The organism is Bacillus sp. GW823-FHT06A10, assembly GCF_058795375.1.
Genome location: NZ_JBXAHT010000002.1, coordinates 530,843 through 556,492 on the forward strand (window position 1 = coordinate 530,843; position 25,650 = coordinate 556,492).

Sequence of the window (25,650 nt, forward strand, 5' to 3'; positions counted from 1 at the left end):
TGATCAATGTCAACTGTTGCGTTCCATACGTTAGGTTGTAAAGTAAACCACTATGAAACAGAAGCCATTTGGCAATTGTTTAAACAAGGTGGTTATGAAAGAACAGAATATGAAAAGAAAGCTGATGTATATGTTATTAACACATGTACAGTAACGAATACTGGGGACAAAAAAAGCCGTCAAGTAATCAGACGTGCTGTGCGTCAAAATCCAGATGCAGTTATTTGCGTAACGGGATGTTATGCACAAACATCTCCAGCTGAAATTATGGCGATTCCAGGTGTAGATATTGTAGTTGGTACACAGGATCGTGAAAAGATGTTAGGTTACATTGAAGAATTCCGTAAAGAGCGTCAACCAATTAATGCTGTCCGTAATATTATGAAAACACGTGTGTACGAAGAACTTGATGTACCTTATTTCACGGATCGTACACGTGCGTCTTTAAAAATACAAGAGGGTTGCAATAACTTCTGTACATTCTGTATCATTCCTTGGGCGCGTGGTTTAATGCGTTCTCGTGATGGAAAAGAGGTTATTAAACAAGCACAACAATTAGTGGATGCAGGCTATAAAGAAATCGTATTAACGGGTATTCATACAGGTGGATACGGCGAAGATATAAAAGATTATAACTTAGCTGGATTACTTCGTGATATGGAAGCGGAAGTAGGCGGATTAAAACGTCTTCGTATTTCTTCTATTGAAGCGAGTCAAATTTCAGATGAAGTAATTGAAGTGTTAGATAAATCTGAAGTAGTTGTACGTCACTTGCATATTCCGTTGCAATCTGGTTCTAATACTGTATTAAAACGTATGCGTCGTAAATATACGATGGAATTCTTCCAAGAGCGTTTAGATCGTTTGAAAGAAGCGTTACCAGGCCTTGCGATTACATCTGACGTAATCGTTGGTTTCCCAGGTGAAACAGAAGAAGAATTCATGGAAACATACAATTTCATTAAAGAGAACCGCTTCTCTGAGTTACACGTGTTCCCTTATTCAAAACGTACAGGAACACCTGCAGCACGCATGGAAGACCAAGTTCCTGAAGATGTGAAGAACGATCGTGTTCATCGTTTAATTGAGCTATCTAATCAATTAGCGAAAGAATATGCATCAGCGTTTGAAGGTGAAGTGCTTGAAATCATTCCAGAAGAGCAATTTAAAGACGGCGACCGTGAAGGGTTATATGTAGGGTATACAGATAACTACTTGAAAATTGTATTTGAAGGATCAGAAGAATTAATTGGTAAGCTAGTGAAAGTGAAAATTACGAAAGCTGGCTATCCATATAACGAAGCGCAATTTGTTCGTGTTCTTGAAGATGATGTGAAAAAAGAATCAGCAAGCGCATAAAAAAGAGCGTGCAACCGGAAACGGTTTGCATGCTTTCTTTATTTGAAGCGGTTAAGTACTAGAAGGTGGGGAGGCGTTTCGTGCATCCCTGTATGAAAAAAGTTGAAATGATAAAAATATAGTTGTCTTCATGAAAGAAGGATACTAGCTATTTGTATAACTTTTGAAAAGGAAATGCTTCTATTCTTCTTTTATTCTGCCAAATAGTTGACCTGAAGTGATAAAATGTATTATAATCGTAAAAGACATGCTGAAGAAGTGTTTCTTTTTGCATGCTGAAGTTAGTATGTAAGTGTGATGTTTCGGAGGGAGGGAAAGAGAATGTCAAAAACAGTCGTTCGTAAAAACGAGTCTTTGGAGGATGCACTTCGCCGTTTTAAAAGATCGGTTTCTAAAACTGGTACACTTGCTGAAGCAAGAAAGCGCGAGTTTTATGAAAAACCAAGTGTAAAACGTAAGAAGAAATCTGAAGCGGCAAGAAAGCGTAAATTCTAAGAGAGGGTGTAAGTTATGAGTCTTCTCGGTCGTTTAAACGATGATATGAAACAAGCGATGAAGAATAAACAAAAAGAAAAATTAACCGTTATTCGTATGGTTAAGGCTGCTTTACAAAATGAAGGTATTAAACTGCAACATACTCTTACTGAAGAAGAGGAAATAACAGTTTTAGCTCGTGAAGTAAAACAGTATAAGGACTCCCTCCTTGAATTTAAAAAAGCTGGTCGTGAAGACCTTGTTAATAAACTGCAAAGTGAAATTCAGATTTTAAGCGCATATTTGCCAGAGCAATTAACTGAAGAAGAACTAGTTGATGTAATCAAGCAAGTTATTTCTGAAGTTGGTGCGACTTCTAAAGCAGATATGGGTAAGGTGATGACTGCTGTTATGCCGAAAGTAAAAGGTAAAACAGACGGATCACTTGTGAATAAGCTGGTTATCCAGCTATTAGCATAAAAAAACGTCTCATTTCGTATGAGACGTTTTTTTATTGTTCTTATTAAGGAAAAACGCTATATTGCTTAAAAAGCGTTTCTGTAAGTGATAGAAACGTCTCTGGTATGTAAAAAAAGTAACGGCCTTAGTTATGATTAATCCCACCATAAAAAAAGATTTTTCGTTTTCTTAATTTCTTCGACTAACTCCTCAATGCTTTCTGTTCCTTGTTCCACTATATCTGGACAAAATTCATACATTTCTTGCGCGAAAGATTGCATTTCTTCGTCTGTAGGTAACGCGCTAAAAATGGCATCAACCCAGTCATGATCTGCACCGATTATGATAAAAGGATAGCGATCATTCCATTTTCTTAGTTTAAAAATAACATCTATATTGCTAACTTCGTAATTAACGCCATTTGTTTGTTGGATTGTATGGATATCAAATTGGTCATTTCCTTGTGTAATTGCAATTCTACACTCACTCTTACTTCCTTGACTAAAACTTCTTTCGCAAATAAAAGCTAAGTATCCAAGTTTCTGAACCTCAGATTGAAGTTTTATAACTTGCTGTTCAGCAGAATCCTCAAAGGTAACGAAAGAGACTCCGGCTATTTTAGATTTTGACTCAGTTGCATAAAAGGGCTGGATGCTGCTGTTAGTAACTTGTTTTATAACATTCAAAATTTCTTGACTAAATCCAATTTCCTTTCGTATTTCCTCGCTTATTAATTCATTTTTTTGTTTTTTAATGAATCCTAATATTTTTTGAAATTCATATAACAACCACCTATAAAATATTCTTACTTACACCGCAAAATTCAGAGTGGAGCAATTTCCTTTTTCGGATTTTATCTCATTTGTCTAATGAATGACAACTACTTATTCTATGGTCAGTATGTCACGTCCAGAACGAATTGTAACAGGTTTTTTCAAGTTTCCAACTTCTTGCTAGGCTCAATTTCTTAATTTAACTTGTACTGATATCCCCTGAGGGCGCATATTCTTGTATTAATACTTCTATTATTATGGGTAACATTCTCTGATCCATCATTGTCCTGATAAATATGATTTCATATAGCGACTGTTTTAATTAACATGAGATGAACTCTTACAGAATATAGTTATGTTAGTGAAGTCGTTATAACACGATAGGCACTTGTGAAGAAATACATATATATGGGATGAGGAGGGGGTCTTTCGAGATGAAGAAATTAGAACAAATGAAAAATTGGTTAACAAAACAAGTAGACCTACCAGTGGATGTATTAATGGATCTGCCTCGGATTACTCTTGTTGGGCAAATACATATTTATATAGAAAATCATCGGGGGCTATTAGTGTTTTCAGATAAAGAAGTGCGATTGCTTTTAAAACATGGTCAATTACTAATTAAAGGACAATCCTTTGTTATTAAAACGATTCTTCCAGAAGAGCTTTTGCTCGAAGGGATAATTGAGCAAGTAACATTTTTAGAAAATGAAAAAAAAGGTGATTGAAGTGAAACTTCCATTTGTGAAGTTTTTCTTCTTTATCCTGTAAAAGTTTCGTTGATAGAGACCGATTACAGTTTTAATTTGTTTCATTTTAGTACGAGCTATTTTAATGCTTCAAATAAAAAGTAGTATATCTACTTTTAGAAAGGCAGTGAAGGTGGTAAATGAAAAATAAATGGTTTATAAAGTGGCTTGGATATGTAAAAGTGCGGATTGAAGGTAGAGGAGCGGAACGGTTTGTTAATGAATGTGTACGGAGGAATTTGTTAGTTTGGGATGTTAAGAAAATAGCTGATGAAACGTTAGTTTTTTGTATGTTGTTACGCGATGTGAAAAAAATAAAACCAATTTATAGAAAAAATGAATGTAAATTATATTTTATTGGACGTTATGGTTTTCCTTTTTGGAATAAGCGTTTAATTAAAAATAGTGGATTTTTAATTGGGTTTTTAATTTTCTTTTTTGGCGTGATTGCAATGTCAAATATGGTTTGGAAAATTGAAATTACAGGAGCAAAACCCGAAACAGAATATATATTGATGAAAGAATTGGATAAAATGGGTATTAAAAAAGGGAAACTACAATTTCAAATGCCGAATGTAGAAGATGTACAACGCCATTTGACAGATAATATTAATGCCATTACTTGGGCGGGACTAGAAGTAAGAGGAACGACGTATCATTTTAAAATTGTTGAAAAAAACGAACCAAAAAAAGAAAAGGAACAAAGGCCGCAAAATTTAGTAGCAAAAAAAGAAGCGATTATTACAAAAACGTTTGTAGAAGTTGGAAAGCCGGTTGTACTGAAGAATGATCATGTAGAAAAAGGGCAGATTCTCGTATCGGGAATATATGGTAATGAGGAAAGTCCGACGATTGTTTCAGCGAAAGGTATTGTGTATGGCGAAACGTGGTATACATCTAAGGTAGATGTTCCGCTAAAGACGCAATTCCAAGTGTATACTGGTAATGTATACAATGAACATTTTCTTAAATTCGGGGATACGAAAATAAAAATATGGGGATTTCAGCATGATAAGTATAAACGCTCTCGTACTGAAAGTGTAAAGCATGATGTGAAATTATTTGGTTTTACACTGCCGATTGCATATGAAAAAGATGTTGTGAGAGAAGAGGAAGAAGCGAATCGAGAATATACAGAAAAGCAAGCGCTGAAAGTAGCGAAGGAGATGGCCGAAAAAGAACTAAAGAAAAAATTGGATGAACATGCTATGATTGTAAGTGATAAGATTTTGAGTAAAGAGGTTGAGGCGGATCAACTAAAAGTCACATTGCATTATACTGTGGTTGAAAATATTGCAGAGCCACAACCAATATCCGAATCCGATATTCAAGGAGACTGAGTAATGGCAGAACAATTAGTAGAAATGAACCAACAATTGGAAAATACTAACGAAGCAATCGCTCTTTTTGGAGTCAATGATGCACATTTAAAAGTAATTGAACGAGAACTGAATGTATCGATCGTAACTAGAGGAGAAACTGTTCATGTATCTGGAGCAGTTGAAACGGTGACACTCGTAGAAAAAATCTTACAGCAATTACTTGTTGTAATTCGTAAAAGTATATCAATTTCAGAGAGAGATGTTGCGTATGCAATTCAGCTCGCGCAACAAGGGAAAATTGCTCAATTTGAAGAGTTATATGAAGAAGAAATTTTCAAGACTGCAAAAGGTAAATCCATTCGTGTAAAAACAATGGGGCAAAGAAGATATATTCATGCGATGAAGAAGAATGATATTGTCTTTGGGATAGGGCCTGCAGGAACTGGAAAAACATACTTAGCTGTAGTAATGGCTGTGAGAGCTTTAAAACAAGGATATGTAAAGAAAATTATTTTAACAAGACCTGCTGTAGAAGCTGGAGAAAATTTAGGTTTTTTACCAGGGGATTTGAAAGAGAAGGTAGATCCATACTTACGTCCATTATATGATGCCTTACATGATATTCTTGGACAAGAATATACGCAGCGTATGATGGAGCGGGGAGTAATTGAAATAGCTCCGCTTGCTTATATGAGGGGGCGTACGCTTGATGATTCATTTGTTATTTTAGATGAGGCTCAAAATACAACGGGTGCTCAAATAAAAATGTTTTTAACAAGATTAGGTTTTAGCTCTAAAATGGTTATTACAGGGGACCCTTCACAAGTAGACTTGCCAAAAGGGGTAAAATCAGGGCTATCTATAGCTGCTAATATTTTATCTGGTGTATCAGGTCTGTCATTTATTACATTAGAACAAACGGACGTTGTGAGACATCCATTGGTGCAACGTATTATTGAGGCATATGATAAAATGGAATGATCCTATTTGTCAGGATCATTTCTTTTTGTATGATAAGGTTGGCGAATGTCATATTTTTTACTATTATGAAAGATAAGGAAAATAAACTATAGGTACTGGTGTGTAAAATGTTGCCTCAAAGTATCGTTGGGTAGAAGAAATGAAAGCTATAAATAGTTTCACTTTATTTCTGGAGAGGAGAAGGTATTGAAATCATGTCAAGATCTCAAGAAATTTCTAAGTGGTTTCGTAATTTACAACATTCGAAAAAACTAAGTTGGATTTCTTACGTTGTGTTAGGAGCAGTGCTGTTTTTTGCGCTTATGAATAATGTAAAACCAGAACAATTAGATGTTAATATGTATTCTATTGCGAAAAAGACAATCCATTCTCCTATAAAAATTGAAGATAAAGTTACAACGGATAAAAAGAAAAAAGAAGCCGCTACAAAAGTTGAAGATCAATATACATATAAAAGTGAGTATAAACAAAACAAAGTTGATATTGTGAATGACGTCTTTGCTAAAGTGGATGAAGTGGTGCAAGAGATTAAAGCTGTTGGACCGGATGATCAAAAAAAGATGACTGATGCTGAGAAAGTGGATAAGTTAAAAAAGAAACTACCCGCTGACTTAACGAAAGAATTATCTGATTCAAACTTACTAAATTTGATTAATGCAGATTCGAGCCAATTAGTATTAGCGAAAGATGCTGCGGTCACAGCGATTAATAGTATCATGACTGAGCATATTAAAATGGACGAATTGAAAGATGCGAAAGAACGATATGTAAGTGAGATGAATAGTGTTAATGTTGATAATGGTTTAAAAGAGTCAATTAAGGCGCTAGGAAGATATGCAATTTCAGCGAACTATTTTTATGACCCGATCTTAACGAAAGAGAAGAGAAAAGCAGAGGAAGATTTAGTTCCACCTGTTTATATTCTTCAAGGACAAGTTCTTGTTAGAGAAGGTGAAACGATTTCAAGTGATGTGTATAATCAGTTGAAATTAGTTGGTTTGTTAGAAAAAGGGAACGGCTTTCAACCTTATGTTGGATTAGCGGTACTCATTGGTGTATTACTATACTTTATGCATAACCAATTTGAATTATTTTTAAAGAGAAAAAGAGAAGATAGACCGTATGTTTTAGCGTATATTACAATTTTGTCTATCACAATCGTCTTAATGAAAATCATTAGTTTGTTTCAAAAACTTGAATACGCAGGGATTGCATATGTTGTCCCAGTTGCGATGGGAACAATACTTGTAAAACTAATGATTGGTGATCGATTTGTCTTTTTAACGAGTATGATTTTTTCTGTATGCGGAAGTATTATGTTTAATGAAGGAGTAACGAGTACATTAAATTATAGTGTAGGGATTTACGTATTGTTAAGTTCATTATCGGTTAGTATTTTCTTGCGAGAAAAAAATCGTCGTACAATGATTTTACAAGCTGGTATACTCGTTTCTGTATTAAATGTAGTCGTATTAGCGGCGCTCTTATTATTACGTAATGGGAATTTTTCGCCTCTTGAAATTGGTACGCAATTATTAATGGCTTCACTTTCAGGGATTATATCATCCGTTTTGGCTATGGGGATTTTACCATATTTAGAAAGTGGACTTGGAATCGTATCAAGTATGAAGCTTATGGAACTATCAAGTCCAAATCATCCGCTTTTACGCAGAATTTTGTTAGAAGCGCCAGGGACATATCATCATAGTGTAATGGTAGCGAATCTTTCTGAGGCTGCTTGTGAAGCAGTTGGGGCAAATGGTGTATTAGCGCGTGTAGGGGCATATTATCATGATGTAGGAAAAACAGTACAACCGCAATTCTTTATTGAAAACCAAATGGGAATTAAAAACCCGCATGATAAATTAGATCCTGTAACGAGTAAAGATATTATAATTGCTCACGTAACGGATGGAGTAAGAATGCTCGAAGAATATCATATTCCACAAGAAATTATTGATATCGCTGGGCAACATCACGGTACAACGTTACTGAAATATTTTTATTATAAAGCTATTAAAGAAGATAAAGAAAAATATACAGAAGAGATGTTCCGTTATCCAGGTTCAAAAGCAACTTCGAAAGAATCGGCAATTGTTGGTATTGCTGATAGTGTAGAAGCTGCGGTACGTTCTATGAATCACCCAACGCCAGAACAAATTAATAATTTGGTGCAAAGTATTATTAAAGATCGACTGCAAGACGGTCAATTTAGTGAATGTGATTTGACGTTTAAGGAACTACAAATCGTTGGAAAAACGTTGTGTGAAACGTTAAATGGTATTTTCCATTCGCGTATTACATATCCGGAACCTCCGGAAGAAAAGGAGAAAGAATGAGTTTGTTAATTGATTTTATTGATGAAACAGAAGAAGTAAAAGAAGAGTATATGAGTTTAATTCGTGAAGTGTTAGAAAAAGCAGCTCAAATGGAAAATATCGAGGATGGTGCGGAGGTATCGGTGACATTTGTAGATAATGAGCGCATTAGAGAAATTAATCGTGATTACCGAGATAAAGATCAACCTACAGATGTAATATCCTTTGCCATGGAAGAGATGGGAGAAGGAGAAATGGAGATTGTTGGTGCAGAGATGCCGCGCATGTTAGGGGATCTTATTATCTCTATTCCAAGGGCGAAAGAGCAAGCTGAAGAGTACGGACATTCTTTCGATCGTGAACTTGGATTTTTGGCGTTACATGGCTTTTTACATTTACTTGGTTATGATCATATGACAGAAGAAGATGAAAAAGAAATGTTCGGAAGACAAAAAGAAATTTTAGAAGCTTTTGGATTAGGACGATGAAAAAAGGAAAACTTATAGATAGTTTTGGATATGCTATAGCTGGTATATTCTTTTGTTTTCGTCATGAACGAAATATGAAAATCCATTATTTAGCCGCAGTCATTGTTATATGCTGCGGCTTTTATTTCCATATTACGAAAATAGAGTGGATGATATTACTTATTGTAATAGGGAGTGTAATGAGTTTAGAGATGGTAAATACGGCTGTGGAAAAAACGGTAGATTTAGCGACTGCCGATATTCATCCGTTTGCAAAAATTGCAAAGGATGTTGCGGCAGGAGCGGTTTTATTGTTTGCAATTATAGCTGTTATAATTGGTGCTATTATCTTTTTACCGTATATGGTATAGTTGCATTCCGAAGCTTTTATTAAGCTTTGGAAGTGCTGTAAGGGCCTTTAATGAGAGAGTGTATCTCTTCATAGCTGTGAACAGGAAGGATGCGGGAATATGAATAGTAAACAATTAATTCTAGAAGCAATCGAAGCGCGTAAACAAGCGTACGTACCATATTCTAAATTTCAAGTAGGTGCAGCATTATTAACGCGCGGTGGAAAAGTATATCGTGGATGTAATGTTGAGAATGCATCATATGGCTTATGTAATTGTGCTGAAAGAACAGCTTTATTTAAGGCGGTTTCTGAAGGAGATAAAGAATTTGTAGCCATTGCGGTTGTAGCAGATACAAAGCGCCCAGTACCTCCTTGTGGAGCATGTCGACAAGTTATGGTAGAATTATGTAAACAGGATACGAAAGTATACTTATCAAACTTACATGGTGACGTTCAAGAGACGACAGTCGGAGAATTGTTACCAGGAGCATTTTTAGCGGAGGATTTACATGAATAGAAAAGGTTATAAATCAGGTTTTGTCTCTATTATTGGCAGACCGAATGTTGGAAAATCTACATTTTTAAACCGTATTATCGGCCAGAAAATTGCTATTATGAGTGATAAGCCACAAACGACTCGTAATAAAATTCAAGGTGTATATACAGAAAATGATGCACAAGTTATTTTCATTGATACACCAGGAATACATAAACCTAAACATAAATTAGGCGACTTCATGGTAAAGATGGCGCAAACGACATTAAAAGAAGTTGATATTGTTCTGTTTATGGTTAATGCAGTTGAAGGATTTGGTCGTGGTGAGGAATTCATCATTGAGAAATTAAAAGAAACGAAACAACCAGTATTTTTAGTCATTAATAAAATTGACCAACTTCATCCAGAGCAATTACTAGAGTTAATTGATCAATATCGTAAACTACATGAGTTTGCAGAGATTGTACCAATTTCTGCGTTAGACGGTAATAATGTGGACGCTTTAATTGGAACAATTAAAAAGTATTTACCAGAAGGACCACAATACTATCCAGAGAATCAAGTAACGGATCATCCGGAGAGATTTATTATTGCAGAGCTTATTCGTGAGAAAGTACTACATTTAACACGTGAAGAAGTGCCGCATTCTGTGGCTGTTGTTATCGATGCGATTCAAAAGCGTGAGGGCGGGGCAGTTTATATAAATGCAACGATTGTTGTTGAACGTGCATCACAAAAAGGAATCATCATCGGAAAACAAGGAAAAATGTTAAAAGAAGTTGGTAAGCGAGCTCGTTTTGATATTGAAGCGCTACTTGGTTCTAAAGTATTTTTAGAAGTATGGGTAAAAGTGCAAAAAGATTGGCGTAATAAAATGTCTCAGCTTCGTGACCTAGGTTTCCGCGAGGATGAGTACTAAAATAGAGTAAAGTTGTAATCAGTGGATGGTTGGTTCATCCACTGATTATTGGTTTTTATGAACTTTGATAAATTAGGAAAAATTTTTCTCACATGAAAATGGACAAAATGGGTCAATTTAATAACAACAAAGGAAATTGGTTTATAGGCTACGCTTATTGAGAAAGGTGGATTCTTATGCTAGATTTTACCTGGAAGTTTTTCTCCAAAACAGGAAGCATTGAAACGTACTTGCTTTTGAAAGAAATGGAAAAAGACGTAAACGATGAGATGGATCAACATGAAGAGGAGCTAGCGCATCTAGACTCTCCAATTTCTTGACCCGTTTTGTTCAAACCTTGGATGGTGACGAACATGTTTCAAAAAGTTGAGGGCATCGTTATCCGTACGACAGATTACGGAGAAACGAACAAGATTGTTACAATATTCTCAAGAGAACTTGGTAAGGTAAGTGCAATGGCAAGAGGGGCAAAAAAACCGAAAAGCCGATTAGCATCTGTGTCGCAATTAATGACACATGGCCATTTTCTTATTCAAATGGGATCTGGGCTTGGAACATTGCAACAAGGCGAGATTATTTCAACTATGAAAGAAATTCGCGAGGATATATTTTTAACTGCTTATGCATCATTTATTGTTGAGTTAACTGATAAAGCAACAGAAGATAAAAAACATAATCCGTATTTATTTGAAATGTTATATCAAACGTTGCATTATATGTGTGAGGGTGTTGATCCAGAAGTATTATCATTAATTTATCAAACGAAAATGCTTCCGGTATTAGGGATGCGCCCGTACTTTGATACATGTGCGATTTGTCATCAAGAAACAGACTTTGTCGCCTTCTCCGTAAGGGAAGGCGGTTTTCTGTGCTCACGTCATGCAGAGCAAGACCCATATCGTATACCGGTAGGAGAAGCTGTTCATAAATTATTACGTCTTTTCTTCCATTTCGATTTACATAGGCTCGGAAATGTATCGGTAAAGGATAGCACAAAAAAACAAATGCGTTTAGTATTGAATACATATTATGATGAATATTGCGGAATTTATTTGAAATCAAGACGTTTTTTAGAACAACTTGATAAGTTTCAAATATAATTTTGGGCCGTATACGGTCCTTTTTACATACTTTCTTTTTCGAATAGCATATTTAGTATATAATATTTAAGAGATAGTATAACTTTTTTCGTTGTGCATTAAAGGTGGTGATTATCATAGAGCTGAATAAACGGCAAGAACATATCATTCAGATTGTAAAAGATCACGGTCCTATTACAGGGGAATCAATTGCAGCGCAATTGGGTCTAACACGTGCGACGCTAAGACCAGACTTAGCAATTTTAACGATGGCTGGTTATTTAGAAGCACGTCCACGCGTAGGTTATTTTTATACGGGTAAAACTGGGGGGCAGCTATTATCTGAAGCTGTTAAGAAAATTAAAGTACAAGATTATCAATCTAGACCGGTTGTAATTGATAAAAATGTTTCCGTATACGATGCAATTTGTACGATGTTTTTAGAGGACGTTGGTACATTGTTCGTTGTAGATCAGATGACTCTATTAGTTGGTGTTGTGTCTCGTAAAGATTTATTAAGAGCGAGCTTAGGAAAGCAGGATTTAACCTCTCTTCCGGTTAATATTATCATGACAAGGATGCCAAACATTGCGATGTGTCGTAGAGAGGATTCTTTATATGATATTGCGATGGAATTAATAGAAAGACAGATTGATGCAATGCCAGTTGTAAAAGATACGAAACAAGGTTTAGAAGTGATTGGGCGAATTACAAAAACAAATATTACACGTGCGTTTGTAAATTTAGTAAATAACGAATAAGTGTAATTTGTTTAAAGTGAGGTAATGTAATGGATAATAAAATCGTATATGTCGTATCTGACTCTGTAGGGGAAACGGCTGATTTGGTTGTTCGAGCAGCAATGGGGCAATTCCCGTTTGCTCCTGATATTAGACGTGTACCGTATGTAGAAGATACAGGGACATTAAAAGAAGTGATTTCGATTGCTAAGAGTAATCAAGCACTTATATGTTTTACGTTAGTTAAGCCTGATATGCGCCAGTATTTAGTAACAGAGGCTGCAAAAGAAGGGGTAGAGGCATACGATATTATCGGCCCTCTTATTGATCAAATTGAAGAAATTACGGGGCAAGTGCCGAGATATGAGCCAGGTGTTGTCCGTAGGTTAGATGAAGAATACTTTAAAAAGATTGAAGCGATTGAATTTGCTGTGAAGTATGATGACGGCAGAGATGCACGAGGTATCTTAAAAGCAGATATCGTGTTGATTGGTGTTTCGCGTACATCAAAAACACCACTTTCCCAATATTTAGCTCATAACAAACGCTTGAAAGTTGCGAATGTACCACTCGTGCCAGAAGTTGACCCACCTGAAGAACTATATCAAGTGGCAAAAGAAAAATGTTTCGGTTTGAAAATTACGCCAGATAAGTTAAATCATATTCGAAAAGAACGATTAAAATCACTTGGATTAAGTGATGGAGCAACATATGCAAATATTAATCGTATTCAAGAAGAAATTGATCACTTTGAGGAAGTAATTAGTAAAATAAATTGCCAAGTAATCGATGTATCGAATAAAGCGATTGAAGAAACAGCAAATATTATTGTGAATGCAGTGCAAAACCAAAAAATGTTTTAGCACATTTACCAAAGGTGAATGTGCTTTTTTCGCTCGTGTGAAATATGATACCTATGGATTTTGTAATAGATTGTAGTGTAATGGTTATACTTATACTCCTTTGTCTTTTAGTATATTCAAGGTGTGAGTTTGTCATCCTGAAATGTAAGCTGAAAAAATAAAGGGATATGTAGCGTAGTTGAAGAAAATATATTATAATAAAAAATTGTGATAAAAACCTATATTTTACGTTTAGACTTTAATTTTTCAGAATAAACTAGGGATAGGATTTACGAAAAAGACATGTAATTACGTTAAATCGACAAAATCTATACAAGAAAACGCACATTATGGAAGGATTCACAGAAGGGATGTAGAATACAGAAATATGCAAAACATCAACAACATATTAGTTGGTGTAGATGTATATCCCGTGAAGGCTGAAATTGTGCAAGTTGGAGCGGAATTTCATGTCGGAATTTTGTTTGTCGCATCATATGCTCATCCTTTAAGGAAATAGCAAGGCAATTGGATCATTGTAGATACTGAACAAAATGGAGTTGATTGTTATATGGATCAACATGAAAAAGTTACAGATCTCAAGATCAAACAGTATATGTGGCTTGCTACTCTTCTTGTAAAAAGGTGTATATGTATTGTTTCTAAGAGATACATTTGTAACAGATGAGCAAATGTATACAATTTTATATAGCAAGTATGTATATGCGATTTATGCAGATAAAGGACCTATAGGAAAGGTTCAAAATCGTTTATACAATGTAATCGGCAACACTTTCTAACAAGTTTAGAAAAATATTGTCGAATTATAAAGGAATTTTTTAATTTATATCGAATACAAAATACGACACGGAGATGGAGTTATGGGGAACAGAATTCCCGAAGAAGTTGTTGAACAGATTCGGACATCATCCGATATTGTAGAAGTCATTGGTGAATACGTTCAACTTAGAAAACAGGGGCGTAACTATTTCGGCCTTTGTCCATTTCATGGTGAGAATTCTCCTTCATTCTCTGTTTCATCTGATAAGCAAATTTTTCATTGCTTCGGATGTGGAGAAGGTGGAAATGTATTTTCCTTTCTAATGAAAATGGAAGGACTGGCTTTTACCGAGGCTGTTCAAAAGCTAGGCGAAAGAAATGGAATTGCGGTTGCAGAGTACACATCAGGACAAGGACAACAAGAAGACATATCTGATGACACTGTCATCATGCAACAAGCTCATGAATTATTGAAAAAGTATTATCATCATTTATTAGTAAATACGGAAGAGGGAAATGAAGCACTTTCATATTTATTAAACCGTGGTATTACGAAAGAGATGATTGAGAAGTTTGAAATTGGTTATGCATCACCTGCTTGGGATGCAGCGACGAAAATTTTACAAAAAAGAGGTTTATCGCTGTCTAGTATGGAACAAGCTGGCCTTCTAATAAGAAGTGAGAAGGATGGTAGTCATTACGATCGCTTCCGTGGAAGAGTTATGTTCCCGATCTATACGTTACAAGGTAAGGTGATAGCGTTTAGTGGAAGGGCGTTAGGAGATGACACTCCGAAATATTTAAATAGCCCTGAAACACCGATTTTTCACAAAAGTAAATTGTTGTATAACTTCCACCAAGCAAGACCGTTTATTAGAAAGCGTGGGCAAGTGGTTCTTTTTGAAGGATATGCCGATGTACTAGCTGCGGTAAAAAGTGGTGTGGAAGAAGCTGTTGCGACAATGGGAACAGCTTTAACTGAAGAACAAGCAAAACTTCTGCGACGTAACGTTGAAACTGTTGTTCTTTGCTATGATGGTGATAAAGCAGGGCGAGAAGCGACGATGAAAGCAGGGCAATTATTGCTAAAAGTTGGTTGCCAAGTGAAAGTCACATCCTTGCCAGATAAGCTTGATCCTGATGAATATGTGCAACAATATGGGACTACCGCTTTTGAAAATCTTGTGAAATCAAGTGTGAGTTTTGTTGGTTTTAAAATAAATTATTTGCGTTTAGGGAAAAATTTGCAAGATGAGTCTGGCAAAGAAGAATATGTGAAAAGTGTTTTAAAAGAGTTATCGTTGTTACAAGATGCGATGCAGGCAGAGTCATATTTGAAGTCATTATCGCAAGAATTTTCGTATTCAATGGAAACACTTTTGAATCAATTGCACCAATATCGCAAAGAACAAAAGGTACAGCAAAAACAAATAAAGCAGGTTGCTAAACCGTCTCAAGTCGTTCAAACAAAACCGAAGTTAACAGGTTTTGAAAGAGCGGAAAGAGAAATTATTTACCATATGTTGCAAAGTGCAGAAGTAGCTGTTCGTATGGAATCCCATATAGAAGATTTTCATACAGAAGAACATAAAGGGATTTTATATGAACTATACGCATATTATGAAAAGGGAAATGAACCTTCAGTCGGAACATTTTTAAGTTGGCTCTCTGATGAAAAGTTGAAAAATATTATCACTGATATTTCGACGGATGAATTTATTAATCCAGAATACACAGAAGAAGTGTTGCAAGGCCATTTGGAGACGCTTAGACGGCATCAGGAAAAACTTGAAAAGATGGAGATCATCTTTAAAGTGAAACAAATGGAAAAAACAGATCCTGTAGAGGCTGCTAAATATTATGTAGCATATTTACAAAATCAAAAAGCGAGAAAATAGCTTTTTTGATAAAGTTTTAGTATAATGAATGTTTGTATCTCGCGTAAGGAGGGGAACAGATGGCTGACAAACCAGCTCGTTCTAAACAAATTGAAACTGAAATGACCCTTGAGCAAGTGAAAGAACAACTCACTGAGCTCGGAAAAAAACGTGGCGTTCTTACATATGAAGAGATTGCAGAACGCATGAATGGATTTGAAATTGAATCCGATCAAATGGATGAATACTATGAATATTTAGGTGAACAAGGCATTGACTTAGTTGGTGATAATGACAACGAAGAAGGCCCTAATAATCGCCAAATTACAAAAACAGAAGAAGAGTTTGACCTCAATGATTTAAGTGTACCACCTGGGGTTAAAATCAACGATCCTGTTCGTATGTATTTAAAAGAAATTGGTCGTGTAGACTTACTATCTGCAGAAGAAGAAATTCGACTTGCAACGCGTATTGAAGAAGGCGATGAAGAAGCGAAACGTCGTCTTGCAGAAGCAAACTTACGTCTTGTAGTAAGTATTGCAAAGCGCTACGTAGGCCGTGGTATGCTTTTCTTAGACTTAATTCAAGAAGGTAATATGGGTCTAATTAAAGCTGTTGAAAAGTTCGATTATCGTAAAGGTTTCAAATTTAGTACGTATGCAACTTGGTGGATTCGCCAAGCTATTACACGTGCGATTGCGGACCAAGCGCGAACAATTCGTATTCCAGTTCATATGGTTGAAACGATTAATAAGTTAATTCGTGTACAACGTCAATTATTACAAGATTTAGGTCGCGAACCGTCTCCTGAAGAGATTGGTGAAGAAATGGATCTTGCTCCAGAAAAAGTACGTGAAATCTTAAAAATTGCACAGGAGCCAGTTTCTCTTGAAACACCAATTGGTGAAGAAGATGACTCCCATTTAGGTGACTTTATTGAAGACCAAGAAGCAACATCGCCTGCGGACCATGCAGCCTATGAATTGCTAAAAGAACAATTAGAAGATGTGTTAGATACACTAACAGATCGTGAAGAAAATGTTCTGCGTCTTCGTTTCGGTTTAGATGATGGACGAACTCGTACGCTTGAAGAAGTTGGGAAAGTATTCGGCGTAACGAGAGAGCGTATCCGTCAAATTGAAGCAAAAGCACTTCGCAAATTAAGACATCCAAGTCGTAGTAAGCGTCTTAAGGATTTCTTAGAATAGGTTATTTTTTAAGTTTACTTCACCTTTGTGAAGTAAACTTTTTTATTTTGTTAATTTTTGTTAAAATTTAGCTATCGGCAACGATTACAATTTCTTGTAATTTATTTTACAGAATTGTCTTTTGATTTGCAAATGCTCATTTTTCGATTTTTCGATTAATTTTGTTTATTCTATACAAAAATATATGTAGAAAAGCGAAAAATATGATGAGAAACGTTAATAATTATCGAAATAATAAGCTATATGACAATAAAAAACAATAAACTGAATTTATGGAATATTTTTAACAAGTAGTAGTTTTCTCTTTTCTGATAGAGCGTTTTCAAGTACAATGGAAATGACTGAATCATCTAACTATTTAGGGGTATAGAGGGGGGAGAAGAGATATGAAACGTAATCCGCTGATTCCGTTCGCTCTTATTGCAGCATTGGGTATTATCGTTATGTTTGTATTTTCATTTCAGGGGCTAAATAAATCTAAAGAGTTAGCTGATGCAAAAAATGGCGGGAAGCCAGCACAAACAGCATCAAAACCAGAGGATATTGTGAAGCAAAGCTGTACGAGCTGCCACGGTGATCAGTTACAAGGGGCAGTAGGACCTAACTTACAAAAAATTGGTGGGAAACTTTCAAAGGATGAAATTAAAGAAATTCTTTCGAAAGGAAAGGGCAATATGCCTGCTAATATAGTTCCAGCTGATCAAGCCACTAAAGTAGCTGATTGGTTATCGAAGAAAAAATAAAGTTCCGTATGACAAGTCTTTTGCTTATGCAAAGGGCTTGTTTTTCTATATTTTCTAAAATACGATGAATGATAGAGAAGTGAATTGTTGTTATAGGCTTGCAACAACTACTATAAATTCATTATCATGGAGACAGACTGACAAGAGAAGGAGTAATGGAAATACATGAATGAAGTAAAGCTTTCAAAACGATTAGAAGAAGTTGTGCGTGAAATACCGGTAGGATCTACAGTTGCTGATATTGGATCGGATCATGCGTATTTACCGTGTTATACAATTATAAATAATATTGCTACAAAAGCAGTTGCTGGAGAGGTTGTAGATGGACCGTTTCGCTCTGCACAAGCAACTGTAGCTGAAAGTGGCTTGCAAGATAAAGTAGATGTGCGTAAAGGGAATGGATTAGCTGTTATAGCGCCAGGAGAAGTAGATGTAATTACGGTTGCTGGAATGGGCGGAGCGTTAATTCGTGACATTTTAGAAAGTGGTAAAGAAAAATTAGAAGGTGTAACACGTTTAATTTTACAGCCGAATATTGCAGCACATCATATTCGTGAATGGTTTGTTGAAAATGGTTGGGAGCTTATCCATGAAAAAATCGTAAAAGAAGATGGGAAAATTTATGAGATTTTAGTAGGAGAGCGAGGAAATGTCGAAGCACCTTACTCGGAAAATAAAAAAGCGGGATTGTTTATGGGGCCATTTTTAATAAAAGAAAAAAGTGAAGCTTTCGTTGAAAAATGGGAAGGGGAATTGAAAAACTTCCAAAATATTTTAAAACAGTTAGAACGTGCGGCTAATTCTGAAGAAACAAAAGCGAAACGTGCAGAAGTAGAAGCGAAAATGAAAATGATAGGGGAGATTTTATCATGAGTAAAATTCCAAACGGCCATGAAATTATTTCTTTATTTGAAAGTATGTATCCGAAGCATCTGGCGATGGAAGGAGATAAAATTGGTCTGCAGATTGGAGCGCTTAATAAATCTGTACAACACGTATTAATTGCATTAGATGTAACGGAGGAAGTTGTGGAGGAAGCGATTCAATTAGGGGCGAATGTCATTATCGCGCATCATCCTTTAATTTTTAATCCGTTAAAAGCGATTCATACAGATAAAGCGTACGGAAGAATTATTGAAACGTGTATTAAAAATGATATTGCCATTTATGCAGCGCATACAAATGTGGATGTTGCCAAGGGCGGGGTAAATGATTTACTTGCTGAGGCGTTAGGGTTGCAAAATACAGAAGTTTTGGCACCGACATATGCAGAAGAAATGAAAAAAGTTGTTGTGTTTGTGCCAGTAACTCATGCAGAGGAAGTACGAAAAGCATTAGGAGACGCAGGTGCTGGTCATATCGGCAATTATAGCCACTGTACGTTTAGTAGCGAGGGTACAGGTACGTTTGTACCTCAAGAGGGGACAAATCCTTATGTAGGGGAAACTGGACAGTTAGAGCGCGTAGAAGAAGTGCGGATCGAAACGATTATTCCAGTTTCACTACAACGAAAAGTGATTAAAGCAATGGTAACGGCACATCCATATGAAGAAGTAGCGTATGATGTGTATCCACTTGATAACAAAGGCGAAACATTAGGGCTTGGGAAAATAGGATACTTAAAAGAAGAAATGACACTTGGACAGTTTGCAGAACATGTAAAGCAATCATTAGATGTAAAGGGTGCACGAGTTGTTGGGAAATTAGATGATAAAGTGCGCAAAGTAGCTGTACTTGGTGGTGATGGTAACAAATACATCAATCAAGCTAAATTTAAAGGAGCAGATGTATATGTAACAGGTGACATGTATTATCATGTTGCTCATGATGCGATGATGCTCGGTTTAAATATAGTTGACCCAGGACATAACGTTGAAAAAGTAATGAAGCAAGGTGTGCAAAAGCAATTACAAGAAAAAGTGGATGCAAAGAAACTCAATGTACACATTCATGCTTCGCAATTACATACAGATCCATTTACATTTGTATAAGAAAAATAAAAACCGTTGCTCATATAGGCAACGGTTTTTATTATTGTTCTTTTTTCACTTTTACACGAGGTAATATTTTTTGTAACGGTACTTTTCGAACTCTCTCCCATGTAGCGGGATTCATCGGGTCATATTGATCTAAGAAAGCGATAACTTCTTTTGTAATTGGAGTTGGAGTAGAAGCACCTGCTGTAACAGCTACGTTTTCTACACCTTGTAGCCACTCTAATTTAATCTCACTTACGTCTGCAACGCGGTATGCTTTCGTACCAGCAATTTCTTGTGACACTTGTGCTAAACGGTTTGAGTTGTTACTTTTCGGATCACCGACAACAATTGTTAAGTCTGCAACATCAGCTTGTTTAGCGACAGCTTCTTGGCGAACTTGAGTTGCTAAACAAATTTCTTTATGGAATTCTGCTGTTGGGAATTTTTTTTGAATGTCCTCCATTAAATGTTGAACATCCCATTGACTCATCGTTGTTTGATTCGTTACTAAAATTTTATCTGTTGGGATTTCTAATGTTTTTAAATCATCGGCTTTTTCGATAAGGTGAACGATGTCAGGTGCAATACCAACTGCGCCTTCTGGCTCTGGATGATTTTTTTTACCGATATAAATGACATGATACCCTTCCGCTTTCTTAGCTTCGATAAGGTCATGTGTCTTGGTAACATCTGGACAAGTGGCATCGATTGTTGTTAAACCTTTTTCTTTTGCGCGTTGTTTAACTTCTGGAGAAACACCGTGTGCAGTGAAAATAACAGTACCAGAATCAATTTTATCTAAAATTTCTAAGCGACTTGGACCGTCTAATGTGATGATTCCATCTTCTTCAAAAGCGTCTGTAACATGTTTATTGTGAACAATCATACCTAAAATATAAATGGGTCTCGGCAATGATTTATCTAATGCGGCGTTACGTGCAATTACCATTGCATCGACAACACCGTAGCAATAACCACGAGGGGAAATTTTAACAATTTTCATATGAGTAATCCTCTCCTTCTAAACAAGGGATACTTTTGTGCATAGTCTTTTACATTATAAAGGAGGAGTGGATAGAAAACAAAGGATTGTTACACATATAGTTTTGGTTTTGTTGCTGTTTTTTGAACAGGCTCCTCTCGTAATTCTTTTTCTATGACTGGCTCAATCACTATTTTTTTTCTTTTTCTTTTTTTTTGTGGAGGAGGTGGAGTTGCTACCTCAACCTTTTCTGTTATGTCTTCAGCCTGATTTTTAGTTGAATCTTCTTCCGTACTTTTTCCAGAGGTGAGGATTTTAACAATGCTTGGTAGGTTACGCATAATAGGGCCGTACTGTTCGACGACAGGGCTTACAGATTGAACGACTTGGGATACTTTTTCTATATTGTTTATCATATTAGTTGGATTCGAAATTAAATTCGCAAAAAAACTGCCGATGCCGCTACTGGATGCTGCTGTAGTTGTTGCACCGCCGCGCGTTTCGTTTGATTCGTACATTTGAGGGGGAATCATTTGCTCTGGATGCTGCTGCATGTATGGTTGATATTGCTGTGAGTACTGCTGTGGGTATTGCTGTTGATATTGGGGTTGATATTGTTGCCGATATTGAGGTGGCGGTTGCTGGTGCTGGTGCATCATTGGTGGCGGTCCTTCCATTTGTCGATAAGGCGGAACCATTTGCATGTAAGGTTCGGTTGGATCGTGTTTTTTAAAGAGTTTAGCAAGGAACCCTTTCTTTTTTTGTGCCATCGGTGGTAGTTGTGGAATTGGATATGGTGTATAAGGTTGCTGCCCTTGATTTGGATACATTTGTCTTGTGGGGGATTTTGGAAACATGTGAGAAATCCTCCTTTCTTCAGTTAGGTATATACACATACAATATGCAATAAGGGGGAAGAAGGTTAGTTTTTGAAGGGAAAACCTAAACTAAAGATGGATTTTACTTGTAGATTTCGATATAATGTAGACTTGACTGATTTGTGCGCGCAGTAGAAATTTAGAAAGAAGGTGTAACTTATGACACAACAAACTTTTACACAGTATGATTTTAAACCATTTTTAATAGATGCAGTTCGTGAACTACGCTTTACAGAGCCGACAGGAATTCAGCAGAAAATTTTCCCGGTCGTGAAAAAAGGTGTAAGTGTAATTGGACAATCCCAAACAGGTTCTGGGAAAACACATGCATACTTACTTCCTACATTGAACAGAATTAATGCAAGCCGTGAAGAAGTACAACTTGTTATTACAGCACCTACTCGTGAGTTAGCACAACAAATTTACGAAGAGATTGTGAAATTAACAAAATTCTGTGCGGAAGATCAAATGATTACAGCGCGTTGTTTAATTGGTGGAACTGATAAACAACGTTCAATTGAAAAGTTGAAAAAACAACCTCATATCGTAGTCGGGACACCAGGACGTATTAAAGACTTAGTAGAAGAACAAGCATTATTTGTTCATAAAGCAAATACGATTATTGTCGATGAAGCTGACTTAATGCTTGATATGGGATTCATTCACGATGTAGATAAAATTGCAGCACGCATGCCTAAAAACTTGCAAATGCTAGTTTTCTCTGCAACAATTCCTCAAAAACTAAAACCGTTTCTGAAGAAATATATGGAGAATCCAGAGCATATTCATATCAATCCAAAACAAGTTGCAGCTGGAAACATTGAACACTATTTAGTGCCTTCTAAACATCGTAATAAAATTGATTTAGTGAATAAAATGCTACTTCAATTTAAACCGTATTTAGCAGTTGTTTTCACGAATACGAAAAAAATGGCAGATCAAGTTGCTGATGGATTAATGGAACGCGGCTTAAAAGTTGGACGAATTCACGGGGATTTATCACCACGTGATCGTAAAAAAATGATGAAACAAATTCGTGACCTTGAATTCCAATATATTGTTGCGACTGATTTAGCAGCACGTGGTATTGATATTGAAGGAATTAGCCATGTTATTAACTATGAGCTACCATCAGATTTAGATTTCTTCGTTCACCGCGTTGGAAGAACAGCACGTGCGGGGCATTCTGGTATTGCAGTGACGATTTATGATCCAGCAAACGAAGAAGCATTAGATAGCTTAGAAAAACAACGTCATATCGAGTTTAAACATGTAGATTTACGCGGAGATGAGTGGGCGGATTTAGGTGAGCGTCGTCGTCGTAAGAGCCGTAAAAAACCAAATGACGAACTTGATGTTATGGCAACGAAAGTTATTAAAAAACCGAAAAAAGTAAAACCAAACTATAAACGTAAACTTGCAACAGAACGTGACAAAGTGAAGAGAAAATATAGCAATAAAAAAAGATAAGGGGTTTCCCTTATCTTTTTTTAATCCCGCTAATTTAAATGAAGAGTATAGTCTGTTTAAATACTCATATAAATTTGTGTAGTGCGTCTTTTGTGAACAAACAATTCACTACATATTTCTACAAATTATGCTATCATTATATCTATTGTATATTGAAGAGGTGATTGTATGTTAAAGATTGGATCTCATGTTTCCATGAGTGGTAAGAACATGTTATTAGCAGCAAGTGAAGAGGCTGTTTCATACGGTGCAACAACGTTTATGATTTATACAGGTGCACCGCAAAATACACGAAGAAAACCAATTGAAGAATTGAACATAGAAGCAGGAAGAAAACATATGGAGCTGAATGGTATTGAGGAAATTATCGTCCATGCGCCGTATATTATTAATGTTGGGAATACGACGAAGCCAGAAACATTCCAATTAGGTGTAGACTTCCTTCGTATGGAAATTGAAAGAACATCGGCATTAGGTGTAGCGAAACAAATTGTTCTTCACCCAGGAGCGCACGTTGGGGCTGGAGCAGATGCTGGTATTCAACAAATTATTAAAGGGCTTAATGAAGTACTAACGCCAGAACAGACGGTTAACATTGCGTTAGAGACGATGGCAGGAAAAGGAACAGAATGTGGTCGTAGCTTTGAAGAAATTGCAAAAATCATTGATGGCGTAAAATATAATGAAAAGCTATCTGTATGCTTTGATACGTGTCATACGCACGATGCAGGATATGATATTGTAAATGACTTTGACGGTGTATTAAACGAATTTGATAAGATCGTTGGTATAGATCGTTTACAAGTACTTCATATTAATGATAGTAAAAATGTACGCGGAGCAGGAAAAGACCGTCATGAAAACATCGGATTTGGTCACATTGGGTATAAAGCGTTGCATCACATTGTACATCATCCACAGTTAATGCATGTACCAAAAATTCTTGAAACACCGTATGTAGGGGAAGATAAAAAAGATAAGAAGCCACCATACAAATTGGAAATCGAAATGCTGAAAAACGGTACTTTTGATGAAGGGCTTCTTGAAAAAATTAAAGCACAATAAGGAGGGGATTTCCCCTCCTTATTTTAGTAATTGCTGAAATAAGGTATTTACTTGTTGGGCAGTGGCAGGGGAAGTTACTTTTGCGATCTGTTTTAAGAGCTCTAGTCGCTCGTTGTTATCGTAAATATTAATATTTTTACCTTTCATAAGTAAAACGATTTGGTCAGCTTGTGCAGTCGTAATAGAAACTTCATATTCTTTGCTATATTTTAATAACTCTTTTGTAGAAATATGATTTAATTTTTTATTAACAATTTGTTTAATGAGGTTCATCTTGTTATCCTCCTTCACGCGTTCTTCTATCGAAATATATGAGCATATAGCTTGTACATATTCGTATAGAGTTTCTTTTTTCATGAGGAAAAGAAGCGTATGTTATAATATAAGGACAAAACTACAGAAAAAGAGTAAAGGGAGGACCTATGGAGCAAAAGCAACATCGAAAAGAAAGTGTTATTCATCTCATTTATCGTTTAGTTATGATTATTTTTGGGGCAGCATGCGCAGCGGTAGCGATTGAACTATTTTTAATGCCAAATAAAATTATTGATGGTGGAATTATTGGTATTTCTCTTATATTAGATTATCTTACTCCTAATATTTGGTGGTTAAGTTTTTCTACTTTAGTCGTTGTTCTCAATATCCCATTTATGTATTCGGGTTATAAGCAAATTGGAAAAACATTTATGTTATCTTCGGCATTTGGTATTGTAGCGTTAGCATTCATTGAGTCAACGTTACATGCGGTGCCACCGTTTACAACAGAGCCTATTTTAGCGACTGTGTTTGGTGGTCTTATTTTAGGTCTTGGTGTAGGACTTGTAATTCGTCATGGTGGATCGTTAGATGGAACTGAAATTATGGGGATTTTATTAACGAAGAAATTACCGTTCTCTGTTGGTGAATTCGTAATGTTTGTGAACTTATTTATTTTTGCATGGGCAGCATTTGTGTTTGGTGTGGAACAAGCGATGTATTCTGTTATGACGTACTATATTGCATTTAAAACGATCGATACAGTAATTCAAGGGCTAGATGAAACGAAAGCAGTTTTAATTGTATCTGATCAATATGAGGAAGTATCAAATGCGATTTTACATCGACTCGGCCGTGGAACTACAAAGCTTGTAGCAAAAGGTGGTTACACAGATAAAGAAAAAGAAGTTATTTATGCAGTTGTAACGCGTCTAGAAGTGACGAAGTTAAAGTCAATTGTGCATGAAATTGATGAAAATGCGTTTGTTACGATTATGAGCACGCAAGAGACAAATGGTGGTAAGTTTAAATCGGCTATTCACTAAACATATATAGGAATATTTTTCTCTGCTTTTTGTTATA

At 36.0% G+C, this 25,650-nt stretch carries 28 protein-coding genes; 24 read left to right on the forward strand and 4 right to left on the reverse strand.

All coding sequences use genetic code 11. The features are described from left to right. The first annotated feature begins 6 nt into the window (after positions 1–6). The 3 genes from mtaB to AC1Q8M_RS17530 all read left to right on the forward strand — a co-directional run bounded on the left by mtaB (position 7) and on the right by AC1Q8M_RS17530 (position 2,313). Positions 7–1,359 (forward strand): tRNA (N(6)-L-threonylcarbamoyladenosine(37)-C(2))-methylthiotransferase MtaB, encoded by a 1,353-nt coding sequence (mtaB, locus tag AC1Q8M_RS17520; RefSeq protein WP_000108679.1) that lies wholly within the window; start codon positions 7–9, stop codon positions 1,357–1,359. 321 nt (positions 1,360–1,680) lie between these two features. Then, entirely contained in the window at positions 1,681–1,854 is a 174-nt protein-coding gene (gene rpsU / locus AC1Q8M_RS17525; RefSeq protein ID WP_000048061.1) for a 30S ribosomal protein S21, read from the forward strand. A 15-nt stretch (positions 1,855–1,869) separates the two neighbouring features. Then, positions 1,870–2,313 (forward strand): GatB/YqeY domain-containing protein, encoded by a 444-nt coding sequence (locus tag AC1Q8M_RS17530; protein ID WP_000054562.1) that lies wholly within the window; start codon positions 1,870–1,872, stop codon positions 2,311–2,313. A gap of 134 nt (positions 2,314–2,447) precedes the next feature. On the opposite strand, the gene AC1Q8M_RS17535 is transcribed toward AC1Q8M_RS17530, so the two are convergent. Next, a complete protein-coding gene (locus AC1Q8M_RS17535; protein ID WP_098360858.1) occupies positions 2,448–3,080 on the reverse strand; it encodes a DUF4253 domain-containing protein in 633 nt (210 codons plus the stop codon). Positions 3,081–3,499: 419 nt separating this feature from the next. On the opposite strand from AC1Q8M_RS17535, the gene yqfC reads away from it, so the two are divergent. The 18 genes from yqfC to AC1Q8M_RS17625 all read left to right on the forward strand — a co-directional run bounded on the left by yqfC (position 3,500) and on the right by AC1Q8M_RS17625 (position 19,929). Further along, positions 3,500–3,793 (forward strand): sporulation protein YqfC, encoded by a 294-nt coding sequence (gene yqfC / locus AC1Q8M_RS17540; protein WP_000732269.1) that lies wholly within the window; start codon positions 3,500–3,502, stop codon positions 3,791–3,793. A 161-nt stretch (positions 3,794–3,954) separates the two neighbouring features. Further along, complete coding sequence (gene yqfD, locus AC1Q8M_RS17545) at positions 3,955–5,154, forward strand: sporulation protein YqfD (RefSeq protein WP_000792498.1); 1,200 nt, start codon at positions 3,955–3,957, stop codon at positions 5,152–5,154. 3 nt (positions 5,155–5,157) lie between these two features. Beyond that, the gene (locus AC1Q8M_RS17550; RefSeq protein WP_000840520.1) at positions 5,158–6,117 is read left to right on the forward strand and encodes a PhoH family protein; all 960 of its coding nucleotides are present in this window, start codon (positions 5,158–5,160) and stop codon (positions 6,115–6,117) included. Between the two features lie 194 nt (positions 6,118–6,311). Then, positions 6,312–8,456, forward strand: a complete 2,145-nt coding sequence (locus AC1Q8M_RS17555) for an HD family phosphohydrolase (RefSeq protein WP_086422851.1) — start codon at positions 6,312–6,314, stop codon at positions 8,454–8,456. Further along, positions 8,453–8,923: an rRNA maturation RNase YbeY gene (ybeY, locus tag AC1Q8M_RS17560; RefSeq protein WP_000054684.1), complete on the forward strand. Its 471-nt coding sequence runs from the start codon at positions 8,453–8,455 to the stop codon at positions 8,921–8,923. Before AC1Q8M_RS17555 ends, ybeY begins: the two co-directional genes overlap by 4 nt. Next, complete coding sequence (locus AC1Q8M_RS17565; RefSeq protein ID WP_000715464.1) at positions 8,920–9,273, forward strand: diacylglycerol kinase family protein; 354 nt, start codon at positions 8,920–8,922, stop codon at positions 9,271–9,273. The genes ybeY and AC1Q8M_RS17565 overlap by 4 nt, the downstream gene beginning before the upstream one ends. Positions 9,274–9,372: 99 nt before the next feature. Then, positions 9,373–9,771 carry a cytidine deaminase gene (locus AC1Q8M_RS17570; RefSeq protein WP_001086285.1) on the forward strand — a complete coding sequence of 133 codons (399 nt, stop codon included), beginning with the start codon at positions 9,373–9,375 and terminating at the stop codon, positions 9,769–9,771. Then, a complete protein-coding gene (gene era / locus AC1Q8M_RS17575) occupies positions 9,764–10,669 on the forward strand; it encodes a GTPase Era (RefSeq protein ID WP_001080230.1) in 906 nt (301 codons plus the stop codon). The genes AC1Q8M_RS17570 and era overlap by 8 nt, the downstream gene beginning before the upstream one ends. Positions 10,670–10,845: 176 nt before the next feature. Continuing rightward, the gene (locus AC1Q8M_RS17580; protein WP_000883924.1) at positions 10,846–10,989 is read left to right on the forward strand and encodes a YqzL family protein; all 144 of its coding nucleotides are present in this window, start codon (positions 10,846–10,848) and stop codon (positions 10,987–10,989) included. Between the two features lie 33 nt (positions 10,990–11,022). Beyond that, positions 11,023–11,769, forward strand: coding sequence for a DNA repair protein RecO (gene recO / locus AC1Q8M_RS17585; protein WP_000487009.1), 747 nt, complete (start codon positions 11,023–11,025; stop codon positions 11,767–11,769). Between the two features lie 107 nt (positions 11,770–11,876). Then, positions 11,877–12,509, forward strand: a complete 633-nt coding sequence (gene ccpN / locus AC1Q8M_RS17590; RefSeq protein WP_000583756.1) for a transcriptional regulator CcpN — start codon at positions 11,877–11,879, stop codon at positions 12,507–12,509. 29 nt (positions 12,510–12,538) lie between these two features. After that, positions 12,539–13,351 carry a pyruvate, water dikinase regulatory protein gene (locus AC1Q8M_RS17595; RefSeq protein ID WP_000368944.1) on the forward strand — a complete coding sequence of 271 codons (813 nt, stop codon included), beginning with the start codon at positions 12,539–12,541 and terminating at the stop codon, positions 13,349–13,351. 635 nt (positions 13,352–13,986) lie between these two features. After that, positions 13,987–14,130: a hypothetical protein gene (locus AC1Q8M_RS17600; RefSeq protein ID WP_000479733.1), complete on the forward strand. Its 144-nt coding sequence runs from the start codon at positions 13,987–13,989 to the stop codon at positions 14,128–14,130. Between the two features lie 81 nt (positions 14,131–14,211). Next, the gene (dnaG, locus tag AC1Q8M_RS17605) at positions 14,212–16,008 is read left to right on the forward strand and encodes a DNA primase (protein ID WP_000528221.1); all 1,797 of its coding nucleotides are present in this window, start codon (positions 14,212–14,214) and stop codon (positions 16,006–16,008) included. Between the two features lie 59 nt (positions 16,009–16,067). Beyond that, complete coding sequence (gene rpoD / locus AC1Q8M_RS17610; protein WP_000764066.1) at positions 16,068–17,195, forward strand: RNA polymerase sigma factor RpoD; 1,128 nt, start codon at positions 16,068–16,070, stop codon at positions 17,193–17,195. A gap of 386 nt (positions 17,196–17,581) precedes the next feature. Beyond that, positions 17,582–17,938, forward strand: a complete 357-nt coding sequence (gene cccA / locus AC1Q8M_RS17615; protein ID WP_000828142.1) for a cytochrome c550 — start codon at positions 17,582–17,584, stop codon at positions 17,936–17,938. A 165-nt stretch (positions 17,939–18,103) separates the two neighbouring features. Then, entirely contained in the window at positions 18,104–18,811 is a 708-nt protein-coding gene (locus AC1Q8M_RS17620) for a tRNA (adenine(22)-N(1))-methyltransferase (RefSeq protein WP_097996830.1), read from the forward strand. Further along, positions 18,808–19,929, forward strand: a complete 1,122-nt coding sequence (locus AC1Q8M_RS17625; RefSeq protein ID WP_000036248.1) for a Nif3-like dinuclear metal center hexameric protein — start codon at positions 18,808–18,810, stop codon at positions 19,927–19,929. The genes AC1Q8M_RS17620 and AC1Q8M_RS17625 overlap by 4 nt, the downstream gene beginning before the upstream one ends. A 40-nt stretch (positions 19,930–19,969) precedes the next feature. On the opposite strand, the gene AC1Q8M_RS17630 is transcribed toward AC1Q8M_RS17625, so the two are convergent. After that, complete coding sequence (locus tag AC1Q8M_RS17630) at positions 19,970–20,920, reverse strand: 4-hydroxy-3-methylbut-2-enyl diphosphate reductase (protein WP_000706657.1); 951 nt, start codon at positions 20,918–20,920, stop codon at positions 19,970–19,972. An 89-nt stretch (positions 20,921–21,009) separates the two neighbouring features. Then, on the reverse strand, positions 21,010–21,756 hold the full coding sequence (gene vrrA, locus AC1Q8M_RS17635; RefSeq protein WP_000484179.1) for a VrrA/YqfQ family protein: 747 nt from the start codon (positions 21,754–21,756) through the stop codon (positions 21,010–21,012). Positions 21,757–21,936: 180 nt separating this feature from the next. Here vrrA and AC1Q8M_RS17640 point away from each other — a divergent pair, with 180 nt between their 5' ends. Both AC1Q8M_RS17640 and AC1Q8M_RS17645 read left to right on the forward strand, forming a co-directional pair. Then, complete coding sequence (locus AC1Q8M_RS17640; protein WP_000194023.1) at positions 21,937–23,247, forward strand: DEAD/DEAH box helicase; 1,311 nt, start codon at positions 21,937–21,939, stop codon at positions 23,245–23,247. A 168-nt stretch (positions 23,248–23,415) separates the two neighbouring features. Continuing rightward, entirely contained in the window at positions 23,416–24,312 is an 897-nt protein-coding gene (locus AC1Q8M_RS17645; protein WP_000912471.1) for a deoxyribonuclease IV, read from the forward strand. A gap of 18 nt (positions 24,313–24,330) precedes the next feature. Here AC1Q8M_RS17645 and AC1Q8M_RS17650 read toward each other — a convergent pair whose 3' ends face one another. Further along, entirely contained in the window at positions 24,331–24,585 is a 255-nt protein-coding gene (locus tag AC1Q8M_RS17650; protein ID WP_001048958.1) for a DUF2624 domain-containing protein, read from the reverse strand. 149 nt (positions 24,586–24,734) lie between these two features. On the opposite strand from AC1Q8M_RS17650, the gene AC1Q8M_RS17655 reads away from it, so the two are divergent. Next, on the forward strand, positions 24,735–25,613 hold the full coding sequence (locus AC1Q8M_RS17655; protein WP_000435960.1) for a YitT family protein: 879 nt from the start codon (positions 24,735–24,737) through the stop codon (positions 25,611–25,613). The last annotated feature ends 37 nt before the right edge of the window (positions 25,614–25,650 follow it).

Coding starts and splice junctions, on each gene's coding strand:
- mtaB (WP_000108679.1), top strand. CDS start 7: ATGTCAACTGTTGCGTTCCATACGTTAGGTTGTAAAGTAAACCACTAT.
- rpsU (WP_000048061.1), top strand. CDS start 1,681: ATGTCAAAAACAGTCGTTCGTAAAAACGAGTCTTTGGAGGATGCACTT.
- AC1Q8M_RS17530 (WP_000054562.1), top strand. CDS start 1,870: ATGAGTCTTCTCGGTCGTTTAAACGATGATATGAAACAAGCGATGAAG.
- yqfC (WP_000732269.1), top strand. CDS start 3,500: ATGAAGAAATTAGAACAAATGAAAAATTGGTTAACAAAACAAGTAGAC.
- yqfD (WP_000792498.1), top strand. CDS start 3,955: ATGAAAAATAAATGGTTTATAAAGTGGCTTGGATATGTAAAAGTGCGG.
- AC1Q8M_RS17550 (WP_000840520.1), top strand. CDS start 5,158: ATGGCAGAACAATTAGTAGAAATGAACCAACAATTGGAAAATACTAAC.
- AC1Q8M_RS17555 (WP_086422851.1), top strand. CDS start 6,312: ATGTCAAGATCTCAAGAAATTTCTAAGTGGTTTCGTAATTTACAACAT.
- ybeY (WP_000054684.1), top strand. CDS start 8,453: ATGAGTTTGTTAATTGATTTTATTGATGAAACAGAAGAAGTAAAAGAA.
- AC1Q8M_RS17565 (WP_000715464.1), top strand. CDS start 8,920: ATGAAAAAAGGAAAACTTATAGATAGTTTTGGATATGCTATAGCTGGT.
- AC1Q8M_RS17570 (WP_001086285.1), top strand. CDS start 9,373: ATGAATAGTAAACAATTAATTCTAGAAGCAATCGAAGCGCGTAAACAA.
- era (WP_001080230.1), top strand. CDS start 9,764: ATGAATAGAAAAGGTTATAAATCAGGTTTTGTCTCTATTATTGGCAGA.
- AC1Q8M_RS17580 (WP_000883924.1), top strand. CDS start 10,846: ATGCTAGATTTTACCTGGAAGTTTTTCTCCAAAACAGGAAGCATTGAA.
- recO (WP_000487009.1), top strand. CDS start 11,023: ATGTTTCAAAAAGTTGAGGGCATCGTTATCCGTACGACAGATTACGGA.
- AC1Q8M_RS17595 (WP_000368944.1), top strand. CDS start 12,539: ATGGATAATAAAATCGTATATGTCGTATCTGACTCTGTAGGGGAAACG.
- dnaG (WP_000528221.1), top strand. CDS start 14,212: ATGGGGAACAGAATTCCCGAAGAAGTTGTTGAACAGATTCGGACATCA.
- rpoD (WP_000764066.1), top strand. CDS start 16,068: ATGGCTGACAAACCAGCTCGTTCTAAACAAATTGAAACTGAAATGACC.
- cccA (WP_000828142.1), top strand. CDS start 17,582: ATGAAACGTAATCCGCTGATTCCGTTCGCTCTTATTGCAGCATTGGGT.
- AC1Q8M_RS17620 (WP_097996830.1), top strand. CDS start 18,104: ATGAATGAAGTAAAGCTTTCAAAACGATTAGAAGAAGTTGTGCGTGAA.
- AC1Q8M_RS17625 (WP_000036248.1), top strand. CDS start 18,808: ATGAGTAAAATTCCAAACGGCCATGAAATTATTTCTTTATTTGAAAGT.
- AC1Q8M_RS17630 (WP_000706657.1), bottom strand. CDS start 20,920: ATGAAAATTGTTAAAATTTCCCCTCGTGGTTATTGCTACGGTGTTGTC.
- vrrA (WP_000484179.1), bottom strand. CDS start 21,756: ATGTTTCCAAAATCCCCCACAAGACAAATGTATCCAAATCAAGGGCAG.
- AC1Q8M_RS17640 (WP_000194023.1), top strand. CDS start 21,937: ATGACACAACAAACTTTTACACAGTATGATTTTAAACCATTTTTAATA.
- AC1Q8M_RS17645 (WP_000912471.1), top strand. CDS start 23,416: ATGTTAAAGATTGGATCTCATGTTTCCATGAGTGGTAAGAACATGTTA.
- AC1Q8M_RS17650 (WP_001048958.1), bottom strand. CDS start 24,585: ATGAACCTCATTAAACAAATTGTTAATAAAAAATTAAATCATATTTCT.
- AC1Q8M_RS17655 (WP_000435960.1), top strand. CDS start 24,735: ATGGAGCAAAAGCAACATCGAAAAGAAAGTGTTATTCATCTCATTTAT.